The organism is Glutamicibacter nicotianae (assembly GCF_006539525.1).
Classification (GTDB): domain Bacteria; phylum Actinomycetota; class Actinomycetes; order Actinomycetales; family Micrococcaceae; genus Glutamicibacter; species Glutamicibacter nicotianae.
In genome coordinates this window covers 396,046-413,644 of the sequence record NZ_BJNE01000002.1, presented here as the reverse complement: position 1 = coordinate 413,644, position 17,599 = coordinate 396,046, and the positions used below count along the sequence as shown (strand labels likewise).

Genomic DNA, 17,599 nt, shown 5'->3' with positions numbered 1-17,599 from the left:
AGGAAGTCGCCGAACATGCCCTCGGCCTGGCCGCCGAGCTGTTCCCCGGCACCGGCCACGGTTTCGCCCAGGCCATCGGCCATGGAACCGAATTCTTCGCCAATGCCGGCAAAGCCGTCAAGCAGCGGCCCGGCAATGGCGGTGCCGATGAAGGCGCCTGCCACGCCGCCGAGCAGGCCAACGCCCAGGCCGCCTGCCGCCCCGGCAGCCATGCCCAGATTCCGCCCCTTGCCGCCGGAGCCCAGGAGCTTGTCCATGAATCCGGGACGCGAGATTTCCGCTCGGGTTGCCGAGCGGGCCAGGTCCCGCGGATCCTGGGTCCTCGGGCGTTCTGCCGGCGGCAGCTGCTCGTTCAGCTCGTGGTGCAGCAGTTCTCGCTGCTGCGGGGTCAGCCGGGCGAAGGCTTCGGCATGAGCGCGTTCCATATCCTGCGGCGGAGCAGTGCGCAGCATGTAGCGGTACTTCTCGATCGCCGCCTGGTCTTCGCGCGAAGGGGCTGAAGCCTGCGGATTGCTGTAGCCGCGGTTGCCGTAGTCCTGGCGCTGCTGCTGGTAAGGCTGCTGGTAGCCGGAAGTGTTCTGCTGGTAACCGCGCTGATCGCTGCTGGAGCTGCGCTGGCTGAGCTGTTCCCGGACATACTGGCCAGCCATTTGCTTGCCCTTGCGCAGCAGCTTGTCGAACATGGACATGAAATCGGCCTCCTAGGCTTTGCGGGCGCGGTGCGCTGGGGCACCGCTCTCACATCATTAAACTCCCCAGCAGTGCTCCTTGTTCCCCGCATTAGACTATTCTCATCTTCGCTTCGCTCCGCGCAGGCTCTGGGTTCTGCGCGGGTTCTGCGTCGGGCACCGGCTGCTTCGCGGCATCCGTGATGCGCGCCAGCAGCTCGGCAGCCACGGACACGGCAATCACCGCCGGCTGCTTGCCGCGCACCTGCTCGATCCCGATGGGGCACTGGATCGCGGCGATCTGCCGATCGCTGAAGCCGCTGGCGCCCAGATTCTTCTGGAAACGCGCCCACTTGGCGCTGGACCCGATTAGCCCGATCGACCCCAAGCCCGGGTGGCGCAGGGCGGCATCGCACAGGTGGAAATCCTCGGCGTGATCATGGGTCATGATCAGCACGTGGGCACCGTCGGGCAGGGCGCTGAGCACCTGCTCCCCGAGCACCGCCACCGCCGGTTGGATCTGCGCCACGCTGGGTTCAAGCACGGGAAGTTCCTCCAGGAATTCCGGGCGCGAATCCACCAGATGCAATTCCAGGTCATGGCGGGAGAGGATGCGGGCCAATTCCATGCCCACATTGCCCACCCCGAAGATCGCCACCGTGGCAACAACCGGCAGCGGCTCCAGCAGCACCGTGACTTCGCCGCCGCAGCATTGGCGGCCGAACTTGGCTGGAGCCTTGTCGCTGAGCTTCATGCTGATGCTCTGCGGCTGGCCCTCGCCCACGGCGATCATCTGGCGGGCCCATTCCATCACCGCCATCTCCAGGTTGCCCCCGCCAATGGTCCCGAAGATTTCCTGGCTGGAGATCACCATCTTTGCGCCCGGCTCGCGCGGGGCATGCCCGCGCACCGCGGTGACGGTTGCCAGCACGCCCGGCCGCCGCTCATTGCGCAGCGCGGTGACCGCTTCAATCCACGAGAGCATGGCTACTGCCCCTCCCGCACCGATTCGATCGCCCAGAACACCGCTTCCGGTGTTGCCGGGGACGCCAGCTGCACGGAGCGGCCGGCGGGCCCAAATGCGGCCACTGCCTGCCGGATCGCCTCGCGCACCGAGAAGGCGAGCATCAGCGGAGGCTCCCCCACAGCCTTGGAACCGTAGACCGCGCCTTCCTCATGCGCTTTCTGTAGCAGGCTGACGTTGAAGACCTCGGGCATCTCGGAGAAGGTCGGGATCTTGTACGTGCTCGCGGCCTGGGTGGCGACCCGTCCCCGGCCCGGCCCATCGGAGGTGTCCCAGCGCAGGTCCTCCAAGGTCAGCCAGCCGGTGCCCTGCACGAATCCGCCTTCGATCTGCCCCAGATCCACCAGCGGCGACAGGGAGTCCCCGACGTCATGGACGATATCCACGCGGCGCAGCACGTAGGAGCCGTCAAAGCGGCTGACTTCCACCTCGCTGGCCGCCACCCCGTAGGCGAAGTACTTGAACGGGCTGCCGGTCATCCGCGACAGATCCCAATGCAGCCCCTCGGTGCGGTAGAAACCGAAAGCTGAGAGCTGGATCCGTTGGAAGTACGCGGTCTTGACCACGTCCGCCCATTCCAGGGTTTCGCCCTTGCCCAGCGCGGTGACCCGGCCGCCGCCGAAGCGGACATCCTGGGCTGGAACCCCGAGCATGCCGGCGGCCACCTGCGCCAGCCGGTCCCGGATCTGCTCGCAGGCATCCTTGACCGCCCCGCCGTTCAGGTCGCTGCCCGAGCTGGCCGCGGTGGCCGAGGTGTTGGGCACCTTGTCGGTCCGCGTTGGCGCGTTGCGCACCATGGACAGCGGCACGCCCAGCGCGGTGGCGGCCACCTGCAGCATCTTGGTGTGCAGGCCCTGGCCCATCTCGGTACCGCCGTGGTTGACCAGTACCGAACCGTCCTTGTACACCAGAACGAGGGCCCCGCCTTGGTTGAAGGCGGTGAGGTTGAAGGAGATTCCGAATTTCACCGGGGTCAAGGCCATTCCCCTTTTGGCGTGCTCATGGGTGGCGTTGAACTGCGCAATTTGTTGTTCGCGTGCGGCGATGCCTGCCGAGTCGAGCACTTGGTTCCAGGCGGCTTCCAGCCGCTCGGGATGCCTCACCGGCTGGTAATACGGGGTGTCCTGCCCTTCTGTGTAGAAGTTGCGCCGGCGCAGTTCCTTGGGATCCAATCCCAGCTGCGGGGCCACCCGGCCGAGGATGTCTTCCATGACCAGCATTCCCTGCGGACCGCCGAAGCCGCGGAACGCTGTTTGCGAGGTCTTATGGCATTTGGCGATGCGTCCGGAAACCTTGATGTTCGGGATCCAATAGGAATTGTCGATATGGCACATGGCGCGGGTCAGCACCGGTTCGGACAGATCCAGGCTCCACCCGCCGTCAGCTGTCAGTTGGGCCTGCAGGGCGAGGATCCTGCCCTGCTCGTCGAAGCCTATTTTCCAGGTGGCATGGAAACCGTGGCGCTTGCCGGTCATGGTCATGTCCAGGGTGCGGTCCAGCCGCACCCGCACCGGACGCCCGGTGAGCACCGAACCCAGGGCCGCCAGCGCGGCGTAGCCGTGGGGCTGCATTTCCTTGCCGCCGAATCCGCCACCCATGCGCAGCACTTGCACGGTCACCTCATGGGCGCTGATGCCCAGCACATGCGAGACAATGTCCTGGGTTTCGCTGGGATGCTGGGTGGAGCAATGGATCATGATCTGTCCGCTCTCATCCACCATGGCCAGCGAGTTCTGCGTTTCCAGGTAGAAGTGCTCCTGTCCGGAGAATTCGAATTCTCCGTCGAAGACATGGGCCGACTGCGCGAAGCCTGCCTCCGGATCCCCCTTGGCGATCTCGGGCTGGATGCCGTGGAAGCTGACGGCCGCGATGGCTTCCTTGATGGTGATCAGCGAATCCAGCTGCTGGTAGTCGACGGTCACCGCCTTGGCTCCGGCCTTCGCCGCTTCCAGGTCTTCGCCCAAGACCCATGCAACGGGTTGCCCGAAGAACATCACCTCATCCACCGGCAGCAGCGGCTCGTCATGCTTGGCGCCCTGGTCATTGACTCCGGGAATATCTGCCGCGGTAATCACCCGGACGACCCCGGGCACATCCAGCGCCGCACTGGCATCCAGGCCCAGGATTTTCGCGTGGGCGCAGGTGGACTGCACCGGGTAGGCATGCAGCACCCCGGCCAGGCGCTGCGCTAGGTCATCGGTATACAGCGCGGTACCGGTGACGTGCGCGGCGGCGGATTCGTGGCGGTGGCGCTGGCCGACCACTGCGTTATCGGGGCGTTGGGATAGCTGGCTCATGAGTTCTGCTCCTGCCCTGCACCCGAGCGAGACAGCTGCTCGGCGTAGAACCGTTCCAGCGAAGAGGCCAGCATGGCCTTGCGGTAGCTGGCGCTGGCCCGGTGGTCATCCATCGGGGTGCCTTCCTCGCCCGTGATGCTTGCGGCGGCCCGGATGGTGTCCAGGTTCCATTCCTTTCCTTCCAGCATCTCTTCGGTAGCCTTGGCGCGCAGCGGGGTTGCTGCCACGCCGCCCAACCCGATCCGCGCCTTGGAGATCACGCCGTCTTCCACCGTGACCGCGTAGCCGACGGCCACCGATGAGATGTCGTCGAAGCGACGCTTGGAGATCTTCTGGAAGCTGGTCAGTTCGGCCAGCGGCAGCGGGATGCGGATCGCGGTGATCATCTCCCCCGGCTCCCGCACGGTCTGCCGATAGCCGGTGAAGTACTCGGCGAGCGCCACTACCCGGTTGCCCCTGATGCTGGAGAGCACCAGTTGCGCTTCCAGGGCCAGCAGCGCCGGCGGGGTGTCGCCAATGGGCGAGCCGGTGCCCAGGTTTCCGCCCAGGGTGGCGCTATTGCGGATCAGCCGGGAAGCGAACTGCCCGAAGAGCTTGCCCAAAAGCGGTACCCGCCCGGCGAGCTGGCGTTCCAGCTCGCTGAGCGTGCAGGCTGCGCCCAGTTCCAGGAACTGCTCGCCCCAGTGGATCTGGCGCAGCTCGGGCAGCCGGTCGATGGCCAGCACCGACCGGGCGCGAGCACCCTTGATGTTGACTTCCACGCCCCAGTCGGTGGCCCCGGCCACCAGCACGGTCTGCGGTTCGGCGGCCAGGATCTGCAGTGCCTGGTCCAGGTCGGTGGCCCGGCGGAAGCGGCCGAGTTCCCCGGTAGGGGTGTCGGCGCGCAGGATGTCAGTGGCTACCGGGTGCGGGGCGCTGCGCTGTGTCCGGGCGGCCAGCGGGTCATCTTCCTCGGGCGCGCCCAGCGCATAAGCGGCGTCGCGGATCGGGCGGTATCCGGTGCAGCGGCAGAGATTGCCCGACAGTGCGTGCAGATCGAATCCATTGGGTCCGCACTCGTGCTCGCCGCTGGCCTCCGCACTGACTGCGGGGCTGGCGGTGCGCTCGGGGCGGTAGTATTCGGCGGCCATGGAGCAGATGAATCCGGGGGTGCAATAACCGCACTGGGATCCTCCGCGGTTGGCCATCTCTGCCTGCACCGGATGCAGGTCCGCGACGCTGCCCAGCCCTTCGGAGGTGATCACTTCCTGGCCGTCCAGGGACGCGGCCGGCAGCAGGCAGGCGTTGACCGCGGTCCACCTGCTGCCCTCCCCGTCGCCGCGGGCGACCAGGATGGAGCAGGCGCCGCATTCGCCTTCGGCGCAGCCTTCCTTGCATCCGATCAACCGCTGCCCGCGCAGGAAATCCAGCGCGTTGGCATGGGGCGGTCCGTCGAATTCCCGGACCGTCCCGTTGACGGTAACCAGGCACTTTGTCTCTTGCGTTGCCTCGGCGCTCATGCCGCTGACACCTCCTGCGCCCGGGTATCGCCGGACGCACCATGTATGAATTGGATGATGGTCGGGATCTGGCTCCCTGCCGGGGATTCAAGGCTCGGCAAGGCGCCGCCGCATGCTGCGGCGCGATCAGTCTCCGTGCGCGATCTGGCCCTCGGACCAGGCGAGGCATCCGCCCATGATTGCCCTCCAGAATTCGGATTTTCTACATGCATCCAACCCGTCGAAGTGAGCCAGCCCACCTCGATGGATCCTTACTATAGCCCGTATCGGCTCAGGCCAGTAGGGCTGTGATGGGCCCTCGGGCGAAGTACACCAGGAACCCCAGCGCCACCACCCACAGCAGCGGATGGATCTTTGAATGGCGCCCGGCCGCGGTATTCACCACCACCCAGGCGATGAACCCCGCGCCGATGCCGTTGGCTATGGAATAGGTCAGCGGCATGGTGATCAGGGTGAGGAACGCCGGCATGGCGCTGGAGAACCGCTTGAAGTTGATCTCGCGGATCTGCGCGCACATCAAGGTGCCCACCAGAACCAGTGCCGCGGCGGCCACCTCGATGGGAACCACGGAGGTCAGCGGCGTGAAGAACATCGAGCCGAGGAACAGCACCCCGGTGATCACCGAGGCCAGCCCGGTGCGCGCCCCTTCCCCGATGCCGGCAGCCGAATCCACGTAGACGGTATTCGAGGAAGACGAGCCCATGCCTCCGGCCACCGCGCCCAGGCCCTCGACGACAAACGCCGCCTTCAGCCGTGGGAAGGTGCCGTCCTTGCGGGCCAGCCCGGCATTCTTCGCCAGGCCGGTCATCGTGCCCATGGCGTCGAAGAAGTTCGTGAACACCAGGGTGAACACCAGCATGGTCGCGGCCAGCGCGCCAATCCGGCTGAAGGATCCGATCAGGTCGAAGTCCCCGGCCAGCGACAGATCCGGCAACGAGACGATATTGCCCTGCAGCACCGGCATGTTCAGGTGCCAGCCATGCGGGTTCTCCGTGCTGGCCGGCCCGATCTTGAAGACCAGCTCGGCGATCACCGCGAGCGCCGTGGAAATCACGATGCCGATCAGGATTGCGCCCTGCACGCCGCGGGCCACCAGGGCGCCCATGATCAGCAGGCCCACCACGAAGACCATGGTCGGCAGCGAGACGATCGACCCGCAATCGCCCAGCTGCACCGGCGGTCCGCCGGCGGTGCGGGTGACGAAGCCCGAGTCCACGAACCCGATGAAGGTGATGAACAGGCCGATCCCCACCGTGATGGCGGCTTTCAGGTCCTTGGGGATCGCCCGGAAGATCGCGGTACGCACCCCGGTCATCCCGAACAGGACGATCAGCACGCCGTTGATCACCACCAGACCCATGGCCTCGGGCCAGGTGACATCCTGGATCACCGAGACGGCCAGGAAGGAGTTGATGCCCAGCCCGGCGGCCAGGCCGAAAGGCAGGTTGGCGACCAGCCCGAACAGGATGGTCATCGCCCCGGCGGTCAGCCCGGTCATGGCACCGACCTGCGCGGCCGGAAGCCAGTTGCCTGCCACGTCCACGGGCGCGGCATCGGCACTGAATCCGCCGAGGATCAGCGGGTTGAGGATCACGATATAGGCCATCGTGAAGAAGGTGACGATCCCGCCGCGCAATTCCCGCGCCAGCGTGGATCCGCGTCCGGAGATGCTGAAGAACTTGTCCAGGATGCTGCCCGGCGTGCCCGGACGCGGCGTGTTCGCACCACGCGGCGCATCCTTGGGGCCAGCCCGCAATCGGCTTGTCGTGGTCATGGTCCCGGGCCTTCTAGTAGTCGGTCCGGGTTTCCTGGGCGTCCCAGGCCGTGAACGGCTTGAGATGCTCGTTGCCTTCGGACTGGAAGCAGTTCACCGGCATCAGCGAGCGGTTGGATTTCGCCTCGAAGTAGTCGTAGAACACCGCGTCGTCGAATCCGGCCGCGGCCGCATCATGCCGGCTGGCCGCGAAGAAGACCTTGCCGATGCGGGCCCACAGCGAGGTGGCCAGGCACATCGGGCAGGGTTCGCAGCTGCTGTAGAGCACGCAGCCGCTCAAATCGAAGGTCCCTAGCGCAGCGGCCGCGGTGCGGATGGCCACCACCTCGGCGTGGGCCGAAGGATCATTGTTGGCAGTGACGCGGTTGACCCCTTCGAAGACCTGTCCATCGGGTGTGACCACGACGGCGCCAAAGGGCCCGCCGGAGTTGTGGACATTTGTGGTGGCAATATCGATGGCCATCGAAAGATAGTCTTGGCCAGTGGTAGTAACGCTCATCGCGCAGCTCCTCATGCTTTGGACAAGACCACCGCAGCGCATTGCTTGGCGCTAGCTTCCGGTTGCGCTTGTCACCTGAAATCGATCAGTTGCATGCCCGGTAGATAGCGACCCATCAGGTGGGTGCCCGCCATAGACAGCTACGAGATTACCAACGGCATGTGATGCACGCAACACTTCTTTTGAAATCGCTTTTTCGCATCCTGAACAAAAAAGCGGCAGTGTTTACAAGCAACCCCGTTGCTGCCAGCACCTCAAAACCCCAACTGGATACCGGCCTTTCCACCCGGGTTTCCAACACGTTACAGCCGCCTATCGGGTCCCCGATCGCCCGGGTGAAATTAAGTTCCCTTCGGCGCAACAACCTGAGCACCTCGGTGAAATACCTGTTTGAAAAGCTCAGAAGCAACAAACGCTAGAGAAGGGATCGGGTAGCGTGAGCGCACAGCTAGAAGCATCTGGCACATCGCAGGCACTGGACATCCAGCCGGGACGCTGGGTCGGCAACTGGACCCCGGAGGATCCTGAGTTCTGGGAGCACACCGGCTCGGCGGTGGCCAGCCAGAACCTCAAGTGGTCCATCTTCGCCGAATTCCTCGGCTTCAGCGTATGGCAGCTTTTCGCCATCATCGTGGTCTATCTCCCGGCCGCCGGATTCAGCTACAGCACCACCGAACTGTTCTGGCTGATCTCCATTCCGAGCCTCGTCGGAGCGACCCTGCGCATCCCCTACACGTTCATGGTCGCCCGGTTCGGCGGACGCAATTGGACAGTGATTTCCGCATTGCTCCTGCTGATTCCTGCCGGCGGAATCACGCTCGCGCTGGCCGATGCGTCCACGCCGTTCTGGGTCATGCTCAGCCTGGCGGCACTGACCGGCTTCGGCGGAGGCAACTTCGCCTCGTCAATGGCAAATATCACCTACTTCTACCCCGCCGCCCGCAAGGGCTGGGCGCTGGGCCTGAATGCTGCCGGCGGCAACCTCGGCGCGGCCGTCGCCCAGCTGCTCGTGCCGGTCATTGTCACGGTGTTCGCCGCCGGGGCGCTGCAGCTCCCGCTGGCTGGGTTGCTCTGGATCCCGCTGATTCTGCTCTCCGCGTGGGGCGCCTGGAAGTACATGCACAATCTGTCATCGGCACGCTCGGATATCCGTGGCGCGGTAGCCTGCCTGAGGGAAAAGCACCTGTGGATCATTTCGGCGCTGTATGTGGGGACCTTCGGCTCCTTCATTGGATTCTCGGCAGTCTTCCCCAAGCTGATCGTTGACACCTTCCCGGAATACGCCGCCTTGCCGCTGGGCACCGCCACCATCACCTTGGCCTTCCTCGGCCCGCTGGTCGCATCGCTGGCCCGCCCGTACGGCGGTAAGATCGCCGACAAGCTCGGAGGCGCACGCATCACCGTGGCCACCTTCGCCGCCATGGCCGTGATTACCGCCGCGCTGGTGCTCAGCCTGCCCCGGGCGAACTTCTGGGTCTTCCTCGCCTTGTTCTTGCTGCTCTTTACCGCAAGCGGCATCGGCAATGGCTCGACCTATCGCATGATCCCGGCAGTGTTTGCCCTGAGCGGCCAGGGACAGCAGGCCGGACAAGTGGATTCTTCCCGCAAGGCGGCCGCCGCGCTCGGATTGATCTCGGCTATCGGCGCCTACGGCGGTTTCCTGATTCCCCAGGCCTTGGGCCTGTCCGTTTCCACGACGGGAGCCTACACGACGGCATTCATCATCTTCATCGCCGCCTACCTGCTGCTCATGGCCACCGCATGGCTCACCTATGCGCGACCCGGCACCCGCTTCGCGAAGCACGGAGTCTAGGATGACCGCCACGCATTGCCCCTACTGCGCCCTGCAGTGCGGCATCACCCTGGAACCCAGCACGCAGGCCGAGGCCTCGGAACCAGTGAGCCTGAAGGGGCGGGACTTCGAGACTAACGGCGGGGCGCTGTGCCGAAAAGGATACAGCGCCGCGACACTGCTGGATCATCCCGAGCGCCTGCAGACGCCGCTGCTGCGCCAAGCCGATGGCAGCCTTGCACCGATCGGCTGGGAGCAGGCATTGGATCTGGTGGCGGACAAGGCGCGGAGCATCCGTGCCGAATCCGGTGCTGATGCGCTGGCGGTTTTCGGTTCCGGATCGCTGACCAACGAAAAGGCCTACCAGCTGGGCAAGTTCGCGCGGCTGGCCCTGGGCACGTCGCGCATCGACTATAACGGCCGGTTCTGCATGTCCTCGGCTGCCGCGGGCACCAACCGCGCCTTTGGCCTGGACCGCGGTTTGCCGTTCCCGCTGGCGGATCTGGATGAGGCGGGGATGATCCTGCTGCTCGGTTCCAACGTCGCCGACACGATGCCGCCTTTTGTCCGGCATTTGGCCGGGGCGCGTGAGAACGGCGGGCTGGTGGTGGTTGATCCGCGGCGTTCGGCAACCGCCAAGCTCTGCGAAGATAATGCCGGCTGGCACTTGCAGCCCACCCCGGCCACCGACCTGCCGCTGCTGCTAGGCCTGGCCCACGTGCTGGTGGCCGAGTCCTTGGCCGACACCGGTTATCTGGCAGCCCGCGCCAATGGTTTCGACGCAGTGAAAGCATCACTGGTCAGCTGGTGGCCGGAGCGGACCGCCCAGGTCACCGGCGTTCCCGCCGAGCAGATCCGGCGTACCGCCCGGGCCCTGGCGCAGGCGGCCAGCGAAGCCAAGGCCGGCGGCAAGCCCGTCTACATCCTCACCGGCCGGGGCATCGAACAGCACGCCAACGGCACCGATACGGTCACCGCTGCGATCAACCTCGCCTTGCTGCTCGGCCTCCCCGGAACTATGGCCGGCGGTTACGGCACCATCACCGGCCAGGGCAATGGGCAGGGCGGCCGGGAGCACGGGCAGAAATGCGACCAGCTTCCCGGCTACCGCAAGATCACCGACCCGGAACACCGTGCACAGGTGGCCCGAGTCTGGGGCGTGGAACCCGAAATCATCCCCGGTCCCGGGCTACCTGCTGTTGAGCTGCTCGAAGCGCTGGGCACCCCAACCGGTCCGCGCATGATGATGATCCACGGGGCCAACCCGGTGATCTCCGCACCCGATGCCTCGAAGGTGAGCCGGGCACTGGCCAGCCTCGATTTCCTGGTGGTCTGCGACTTCTTCCTATCGGAAACTGCAGCCCAGGCAGACCTGATGCTGCCGGTGCTGCAATGGGCCGAAGAGGAAGGCAGCATGACCAACTTGGAGGGCCGGATCCTGCGCCGCCGCGCCGCCTTGGAGGCACCGGGAAATGCGCGCAGCGAACTGTGGATCCTCTCCCAGCTCGCCCAGCGGCTGGACGCTCCCGGCCGCTTCTCCCCCGCCCCACGGGAAGTCTTCGAAGAACTCAAAGAAGCGTCAGCCGGCGGCTTGGCGGATTACTCGGGGGTGCGGTGGGATGACCTGGATGCCGGTGCCGCTATCTATTGGCCGTGCCCAGCAGGCACCGAGGTGCGGGCCGAGCCCGGCATCCGCAATGGCACCCCTCGCTTGTTCCTTGACGGTTTTGCCCATGCCGACCGGCGTGCAGTGCTGGTTCCAGTGGCATTCCAGCCGGCACCCCGGAAGAATACCAGCGCTACCGTTTCCCTGGTGACCGGCCGTCTGCTGGAGCACTACCAGTCCGGCGCGCAGACTCGCCGGGTTGCCGAGCTGGCCCAAGCCGCACCGGAACCACTGCTGGAAATCCATCCGGCAACCGCATTGTCCCACCAGATTGCCCAGGGGCAGAAAGTCGTGATCAGCAATGAACGCGGCGAAGTGACCGCCCGGGCGCTGCTGACCGCTGATGCCCGGCTGGACACGGTCTTCCTGCCGTTCCACTACCCGGGGTCGGGGACCGCGAACCTGCTGACTGAGGCGAAGGTCGACCCCCACAGCAGGATGCCTGAATTCAAGCACGCCCATGTTTCGCTGAACGCAGTGGAAGAGGAACAATGACCGAGCACCGTCCGCAACGCATCGTCATCATCGGCTTCGGCCCGGTTGCCGCATCCCTCGTCGAAGGGCTGCTGCCCGCGGCGGCTTCCGGCCAGTGCGCCATCACCGTCATCAGCGCCGAAGAGCATCTGGCCTACAACCGCGTGCTACTTGCCGAGCTGGCCGTGGGAGCCGCCGAGTTCGAGCATCTGGGCATGGTGGATCCGCAACGGCTGGCAGATGCCGGAGTCGAGGTGCGCTTGGGTGTGCGGGCTACCGGCATCGACCGTTCACGGCGCAGGGTCCACCTGCAGGACGCTGGCCATATTTTCTATGACCGTCTGGTTTTTGCCACCGGTGCGCGGGCTGTGGTCCCAACGCTCAACGGCCTGAACTTCGATCCGCATGCGGAAGCTTCCCTGCCTGCCGGGGTCTTTGCCCTGCGCACGGTGGATGATGCCAATCAGCTGCGGGAATCACTCGGTCCCGGCCGGCGCATTGCAGTTCTGGGTGGCGGTGTACTGGGTATCGAAGCCGCCTTGGCCATTGCCACTACGGGGGCACAACCCGTGCTGGTGCACCACGGCCCAGCACCTTTGGGACGGGTCGTGGACGCAGACGGCGGGGCGCTGCTGGCACGGAATCTGCGCGCTGCCGGTGTCGAGGTGGTCTCGGGCGCGAAGGCGACGGGAATTCACAAGGATGACCAAGGTTTCGCCGGACTGATGACATCCACTCATGGACTGATCCAGGCTGACGCCCTATTGATTTCCACCGGTGTGCGAGCCAGAACCGAGCTGGCTTCGGGCTGCGGGTTGCCGGTGGGCCGTGGCATCAGAATCGATGAATTCCTCTGCGCCGATACCGAGCGGCGAATATTCGCCGTGGGCGACTGCGCCGAAGTAGCCGGGCAGCCGCCGGCCGGATTGCTGGCCCCGGGCTGGGCCCAGGCCGCATGGTTGTCCCGGCACTTGCTGGAACTGGATAATTCAACCGTGTCTGCTTCTCTTCCTGCGCCGGATTTCTCCGCCTCCGACGTGCTGATGCTCAAGGGCCAGGGCATCGAGCTGACCGCGGCCGGCGACATCAGCGCCGGCTATTGGGATGAACCGGACCTGCAGGCAACCGTCTATGCGGATCCTGCGCGCGGACGCTATCTGAAGATCGTCACCCGCAGGGATGCCGTCACCGGGTTCTTGGCCATGGGCTTGCCGCAAACCAGTGCCGAGCTTGTGCTTGCCTATGAACGGGGCACCGCGTTGCCTGAAGACCGTTCGGCCCTGTTGCGCTTGGATGATCCGGCGACTGAACAGGTCTCTGCAATCCCCAGCGATGAAGACCAGCTCTGCCGTTGTTCTGGCGCCACCTACGGTCAGGTGGCCCACGCGGTGAACGCTGGATGCACCACCGTCACGCAGGTGGGTGAAAGCTGCCGCGCGGGCACCGGATGCGGAGGGTGCAAAGCGAAAATCGAGGAACTGCTGGCCAAGGCTCCCGCCGTGGCGTAATAGCAATGATGGCAGTCGGCTCCTAGCGGCACAGAACCGCTCAGTGAAGCACCCGGTACACCAGATGCACTTCACTGGCGAAGGCCGAGGTCTGAATGCGTTCCAGCTCGATATGCTGCCCCAAACCTTCGAACAGGGATATGCCGCTGCCAAGCAATACCGGGGCAATATCCAGGTGCAGCTCGTCGACCAATCCCAGGGCAAGGCATTGCCGCGATATTTTCCCGCCCAGCAAGCTGACAAAACCGCCTTTGGCATCCTGCTTGGCTGATTCCACTGCGCCGGCAATGTCATCAACAACGAAGGTGTAGGTGATGCCGTCGCGTACCACCGGCTCAGTGGCTGTATGAGTCATCAGGTATACCGGGACCTGAAGCATCCCTCCATAAGGGATTTCGCCCTCCTCGATCGTTTGCGTCCGATTCGCACCGCCGACAATGGCTCCGATCTTCTCCATGACCAAGGCAACGACCCCATCATCTTCGGGGGCGGAGGGACGGCCAAACATCCAGTCCACCCCACCCTCAGCATCCGCGAGAAACCCATCGAGGGTGATGGTCGCATGGATAATCACAGTGGCCATAGCTTCGTTCCTTTTCACCAGGGGTACGGCTGTCAATGAAAGCAGTCAAGAAAGCCAACGCCGACGACCATGCCAGGAGCCACCCTAGAACAACCGCTGACACGCTGGCTAGCCTTTACTGGACCTTCTCAGACCTGATGCCACCAACACTGGTGCCCCAACCGGCTGTCACCGATCATCGGAATCAGCGGTTACCTCGCTTGGTTAATGACGGTGGCATTGAGGCCTGCACTGGGTGTTCCATGCCCAGAGGCACGCCGCAAAACGACGCAGGGACAAAAGCCGTTGGCTTTTGTCCCTGCGTCTTGATGATGATGCGAGTTGTCGTGTTTCTTGGCGTCTCTGCTGGACATTGCATTTGCTGGAGCTAGTTGGTTGCAAGCGATTCCGTCTCGTCGAGGATTTCGAACCAGCCTTGCCAGGCCGAATGCTCGACGTTCAGGATGCACTCTGATTTGATGCTCATTTGATCTGCTCCATCCACAGCTGTCCCTCGATTTCCATGAGCCGTTGCACCGGCAGCGGCAGCGAGTCGGCGTTCAGGCATTCGCCCGTATCCAGCCTGTACACTTCCTTGTGCAGCGGGCAGGCTACAGTGGCCACTGAAGCACCATCGACGACTGTGTCACCCAGAATTCCACGGGCCATGACCTTCGCGCCGCTGGTCGGGCAATGATGCGAGGTGGCGTAGAAGGCGTCTTCTTCGGTGCGGAACAGGGCCAGCTGCGTGGTCTCGTGCCAGAGCGCTTCTCCCCACCCGCGCTCCAGCTCTGCGCTGCGGCACAGCGGAGCCAAGCTCAGAGTAGCTTCACGGGTGTCTTCTGCGATTTGCGTGCTCATGATTCCCAGTCCTTCGTGGTTGGTTTTCGCTGATGAATCGAGCTTAGAATCCGCATGTTTCGCCCTATGCCCAACGCGATTGCTGGTCGGTAAAGCATCGCTAACAGCAATTTCAATCGCCGTGAATCGAAAATCCTCCCGTCATTCCGCCGATTTCCGCTGTTCCCTTTCCTTGGCTGAATCGAATTCCCGGCCAAATGATTCGTTCATGTTTCAGCTCCTTCACCAGGACGTCGATCCATGGTGGAGAGAATTGCGCCGGCCGAAACACAAGGGTAATTGCCGCGCAAAACGCGCTTTCTACAGTGGTCTCATCAGCCTGAAACTCACCGTTTCCCAGCGAAAGTCGAAATAGATCATGGGTACAACACACACTGCACGCAACATCCTGGTCATCGGCGGCGGCCCCGCGGCCCACCGCTTCACCGAAGCCTTGGCCAGCCGCGCACCGCAAGATCTGCACATCACGGTACTGACCGAGGAAACCCACCTACCCTATGACCGCGTGGCCCTCTCCCAAGCGTTGACCAACCCCGGGGTGGATCTCACCCTCGGCGATCCGAAGCTATGGGAAGCTGAGCATGTCACCTTGGAAACCAACGCCAAGGCCGTGGCTATCGACAGCACACAGCGCACGGTCGCCACCGCCGATGGACGCAGCTTCGCATATGACGAATTGGTGCTCGCCACCGGATCCAACGCTGCCACCTTGCCCATCGCCGGCAACGAGCACACGTTCGTCTATCGCACGCTGGAAGATGTCTGGTCCATCGCCGAGAAGGTCAAGGAGCTTTCAACCACGCTCGGCCGCGCCCCGGTGGTGGCCACCATCGGCGGCGGGCTGCTTGGATTGGAAGCCGCCGCAGGTGCCCAGGCGCTGGGCGCCGAAGCTGTCGTAATTGACGGCGGCAAGTGGCTGATGGGTACCCAGCTGGATGAAGGTGCTGGCCAAGCCATGGGCCGGCTCATTGAGCAGACAGGTTTCACCGTCCACAACGGGGTCTTCCCGCAGGAGATCCTGACCAGCCAGGACTCCGGCAGCCCGGTAGTTACCGGGGTGCTGATGGCAGATGAACGCGTGATCGAAGCCGACATGGTCATCGTGTCGATCGGCGTGCGACCCCGCGATGAGCTGATCCGCAACTACAACGCGGCCCTGGACGATTCCGGCAGCGAAGCGCCCCGCTTCGGCATGGGTCCGCGCGGCGGCGTGGTCATCGATTCGCATTGCGCCACGGATATCGAGCACATCTGGGCCATTGGAGAGGTCGCGAACTACGAGGGATTCTGCATCGGCCTGGTCGCGCCGGCCAACGCCATGGCGGAAATCGTGGCAGAGCAGCTGGCCGGCGGCGAGGCCGAATTCGCGGGCTTCGATACCGCCACCAAGCTCAAGCTCTCCGGGGTGGACGTTGCCAGCTTCGGCGACGGCTTCGCCCGTGCCGAGGGAGCGCTGGAAGTGGTCTACGCGGATGCCCCGCGCGGCCTGTACCAGAAGCTCGTGGTCTCATCCGACGCCAAAACCCTGCTCGGTGGCATCTTCGTGGGAGATGCCACCCCGTACCAGTCCTTGCGTCCGCTGCTCGGCCGGGAGTTGCCCGGCGAGCCAGGCGCTTACCTCAGCGCACTTGGCGGCGAGGCGCCAGAAGGCGAACTGCCCGATGATGCGGTGCTGTGCTCCTGCAATTCGGTCACCGCTGGAACCATCCGCGATGCCGTCTCCGGTTGCGGCTGTTTCGAGGGCGAGGCTCCGGTGACCACCGTTTCCGGGTTGAAGGGGTGCACCCGTGCTGGCACCCAGTGCGGGTCCTGCGTTCCCATGCTCAAGAAGCTCATGGAAGCGCAGATGCTCAAGGACGGCGCTGAAGTATCCACCGCCCTGTGCGAGCATATTTCCTTCTCCCGCCCGGAACTCTACGAAGCCATCCGTGTGGCCGGGTTGCGGACCTTCGGCGAGGTGATGGAGCGTTTCGGCAGCGGCAAGGGTTGCGATATCTGCAAGCCGGTCATCGCCAACATCCTCTCCTCGCAGACCAGCGTGCACCCGATGGATGCAGGACTAGCCGGGGCCCAGGACACCAACGACCGCGTGCTGGCCAATATGCAAAAGGACGGCACCTACTCGGTGGTCCCGCGCATCCCGGGCGGGGAAATCACCCCGGAAAAGCTGGGCGTGATTGCCGCCGTGGCGCAGAAGTACGGCCTGTACACCAAGCTCACCGGCGGCCTGCGCATCGACATGTTCGGTGCCCGGCTGGAGCAGCTGCCCGAGATCTGGCGTGAGCTGGTGGACGCCGGCTTCGAATCGGGCCAGGCCTACGGCAAGTCGCTGCGCAATGTGAAAACCTGCGTCGGTTCATCCTGGTGCCGTTACGGCATGCTCGACTCCACCGCGCTGGGCATCGAGATGGAGCTGCGCTACCGCGGCCTGCGCGCACCGCACAAGCTGAAGATGGGCGTATCCGGTTGCGCCCGCGAGTGCGCCGAGGCCCGCGCCAAGGATATCGGCGTGATTGCCACCACCGATGGCTGGAACCTGTATGTGGGCGGCAATGGCGGCGCCAACCCGGCGCACGCCCAGCTGCTCGCCGGAGGCCTGGATGAGCAGACGCTGTTCAAGTACATCGACCGCTACCTGATGTACTACATCCGCACCGCGGACAAGCTGCAGCGCACCGCGCATTGGCTCCAGGACCTGGACGGCGGGCTGGAGCGCGCCAAGCAGGTGGTGATCGAGGATTCGCTGGGCCTGGCCGAAGAGCTGGAAGCGGCCATGGAAACCCACGTGGCCAATTACGAGGATGAGTGGGCTGCCACCTTGGCCGACCCGGTCAAGCTCAAGCGCTTCCGTTCCTTCGTGAACACCGCCGCACCGGATACCGAGCTGGAATACGTTTCCGAGCGGGGGCAGCAGCGCCCCGCCGAGCCGGTGGCACTAGGCACCAGCATCCCGGTCGGGGTGCCGCGAAACTAGG

Annotated in this window: 13 protein-coding genes; 5 read left to right on the top strand and 8 right to left on the bottom strand. The window is 64.6% G+C overall.

Annotation, left to right across the window (positions count from 1 at the left end):
• The 6 genes from ANI01nite_RS04700 to ANI01nite_RS04675 form a co-directional block, all read right to left on the bottom strand.
• The coding region (locus tag ANI01nite_RS04700; RefSeq protein ID WP_141356398.1) for a hypothetical protein at window positions 1–689 on the bottom strand (689 nt) is incomplete at its 3' end.
• 91 nt (window positions 690–780) lie between these two features.
• Entirely contained in the window at window positions 781–1,653 is an 873-nt protein-coding gene (gene xdhC / locus ANI01nite_RS04695; RefSeq protein WP_141356396.1) for a xanthine dehydrogenase accessory protein XdhC, read from the bottom strand.
• A 2-nt stretch (window positions 1,654–1,655) separates the two neighbouring features.
• Complete coding sequence (gene xdhB / locus ANI01nite_RS04690) at window positions 1,656–3,989, bottom strand: xanthine dehydrogenase molybdopterin binding subunit (RefSeq protein WP_141356394.1); 2,334 nt, start codon at window positions 3,987–3,989, stop codon at window positions 1,656–1,658.
• Window positions 3,986–5,488: a xanthine dehydrogenase small subunit gene (locus ANI01nite_RS04685; protein ID WP_141356392.1), complete on the bottom strand. Its 1,503-nt coding sequence runs from the start codon at window positions 5,486–5,488 to the stop codon at window positions 3,986–3,988. The genes xdhB and ANI01nite_RS04685 overlap by 4 nt, the downstream gene beginning before the upstream one ends.
• Before the next feature lie 271 nt (window positions 5,489–5,759).
• The gene (locus ANI01nite_RS04680; RefSeq protein WP_141356390.1) at window positions 5,760–7,262 is read right to left on the bottom strand and encodes an NCS2 family permease; all 1,503 of its coding nucleotides are present in this window, start codon (window positions 7,260–7,262) and stop codon (window positions 5,760–5,762) included.
• Between the two features lie 13 nt (window positions 7,263–7,275).
• On the bottom strand, window positions 7,276–7,761 hold the full coding sequence (locus ANI01nite_RS04675; RefSeq protein ID WP_038993208.1) for a nucleoside deaminase: 486 nt from the start codon (window positions 7,759–7,761) through the stop codon (window positions 7,276–7,278).
• A 161-nt stretch (window positions 7,762–7,922) separates the two neighbouring features.
• Between ANI01nite_RS04675 and ANI01nite_RS04670 the strand changes: the two genes are divergently transcribed.
• From ANI01nite_RS04670 to ANI01nite_RS04655, 4 genes are read left to right on the top strand one after another with little or no spacing between them, the layout of a single operon-like run.
• Complete coding sequence (locus ANI01nite_RS04670) at window positions 7,923–8,180, top strand: hypothetical protein (protein ID WP_141356388.1); 258 nt, start codon at window positions 7,923–7,925, stop codon at window positions 8,178–8,180.
• A gap of 17 nt (window positions 8,181–8,197) precedes the next feature.
• Window positions 8,198–9,574: an MFS transporter gene (locus tag ANI01nite_RS04665; protein ID WP_141356386.1), complete on the top strand. Its 1,377-nt coding sequence runs from the start codon at window positions 8,198–8,200 to the stop codon at window positions 9,572–9,574.
• Between the two features lies 1 nt (window position 9,575).
• Entirely contained in the window at window positions 9,576–11,714 is a 2,139-nt protein-coding gene (locus ANI01nite_RS04660) for a molybdopterin oxidoreductase family protein (protein ID WP_141356384.1), read from the top strand.
• Window positions 11,711–13,201, top strand: a complete 1,491-nt coding sequence (locus ANI01nite_RS04655; protein ID WP_141356382.1) for an FAD-dependent oxidoreductase — start codon at window positions 11,711–11,713, stop codon at window positions 13,199–13,201. Before ANI01nite_RS04660 ends, ANI01nite_RS04655 begins: the two co-directional genes overlap by 4 nt.
• 40 nt (window positions 13,202–13,241) lie before the next feature.
• Here the strand turns inward: ANI01nite_RS04655 and ANI01nite_RS04650 are convergent, their stop codons facing one another.
• Window positions 13,242–13,784: a dihydrofolate reductase family protein gene (locus ANI01nite_RS04650; RefSeq protein ID WP_038993204.1), complete on the bottom strand. Its 543-nt coding sequence runs from the start codon at window positions 13,782–13,784 to the stop codon at window positions 13,242–13,244.
• A gap of 462 nt (window positions 13,785–14,246) precedes the next feature.
• Window positions 14,247–14,624, bottom strand: a complete 378-nt coding sequence (gene nirD / locus ANI01nite_RS04645) for a nitrite reductase small subunit NirD (RefSeq protein ID WP_038993203.1) — start codon at window positions 14,622–14,624, stop codon at window positions 14,247–14,249.
• Between the two features lie 358 nt (window positions 14,625–14,982).
• Here nirD and nirB point away from each other — a divergent pair, with 358 nt between their 5' ends.
• Window positions 14,983–17,598 (top strand): nitrite reductase large subunit NirB, encoded by a 2,616-nt coding sequence (gene nirB / locus ANI01nite_RS04640; protein WP_141356380.1) that lies wholly within the window; start codon window positions 14,983–14,985, stop codon window positions 17,596–17,598.
• Window position 17,599: the final 1 nt, after the last annotated feature.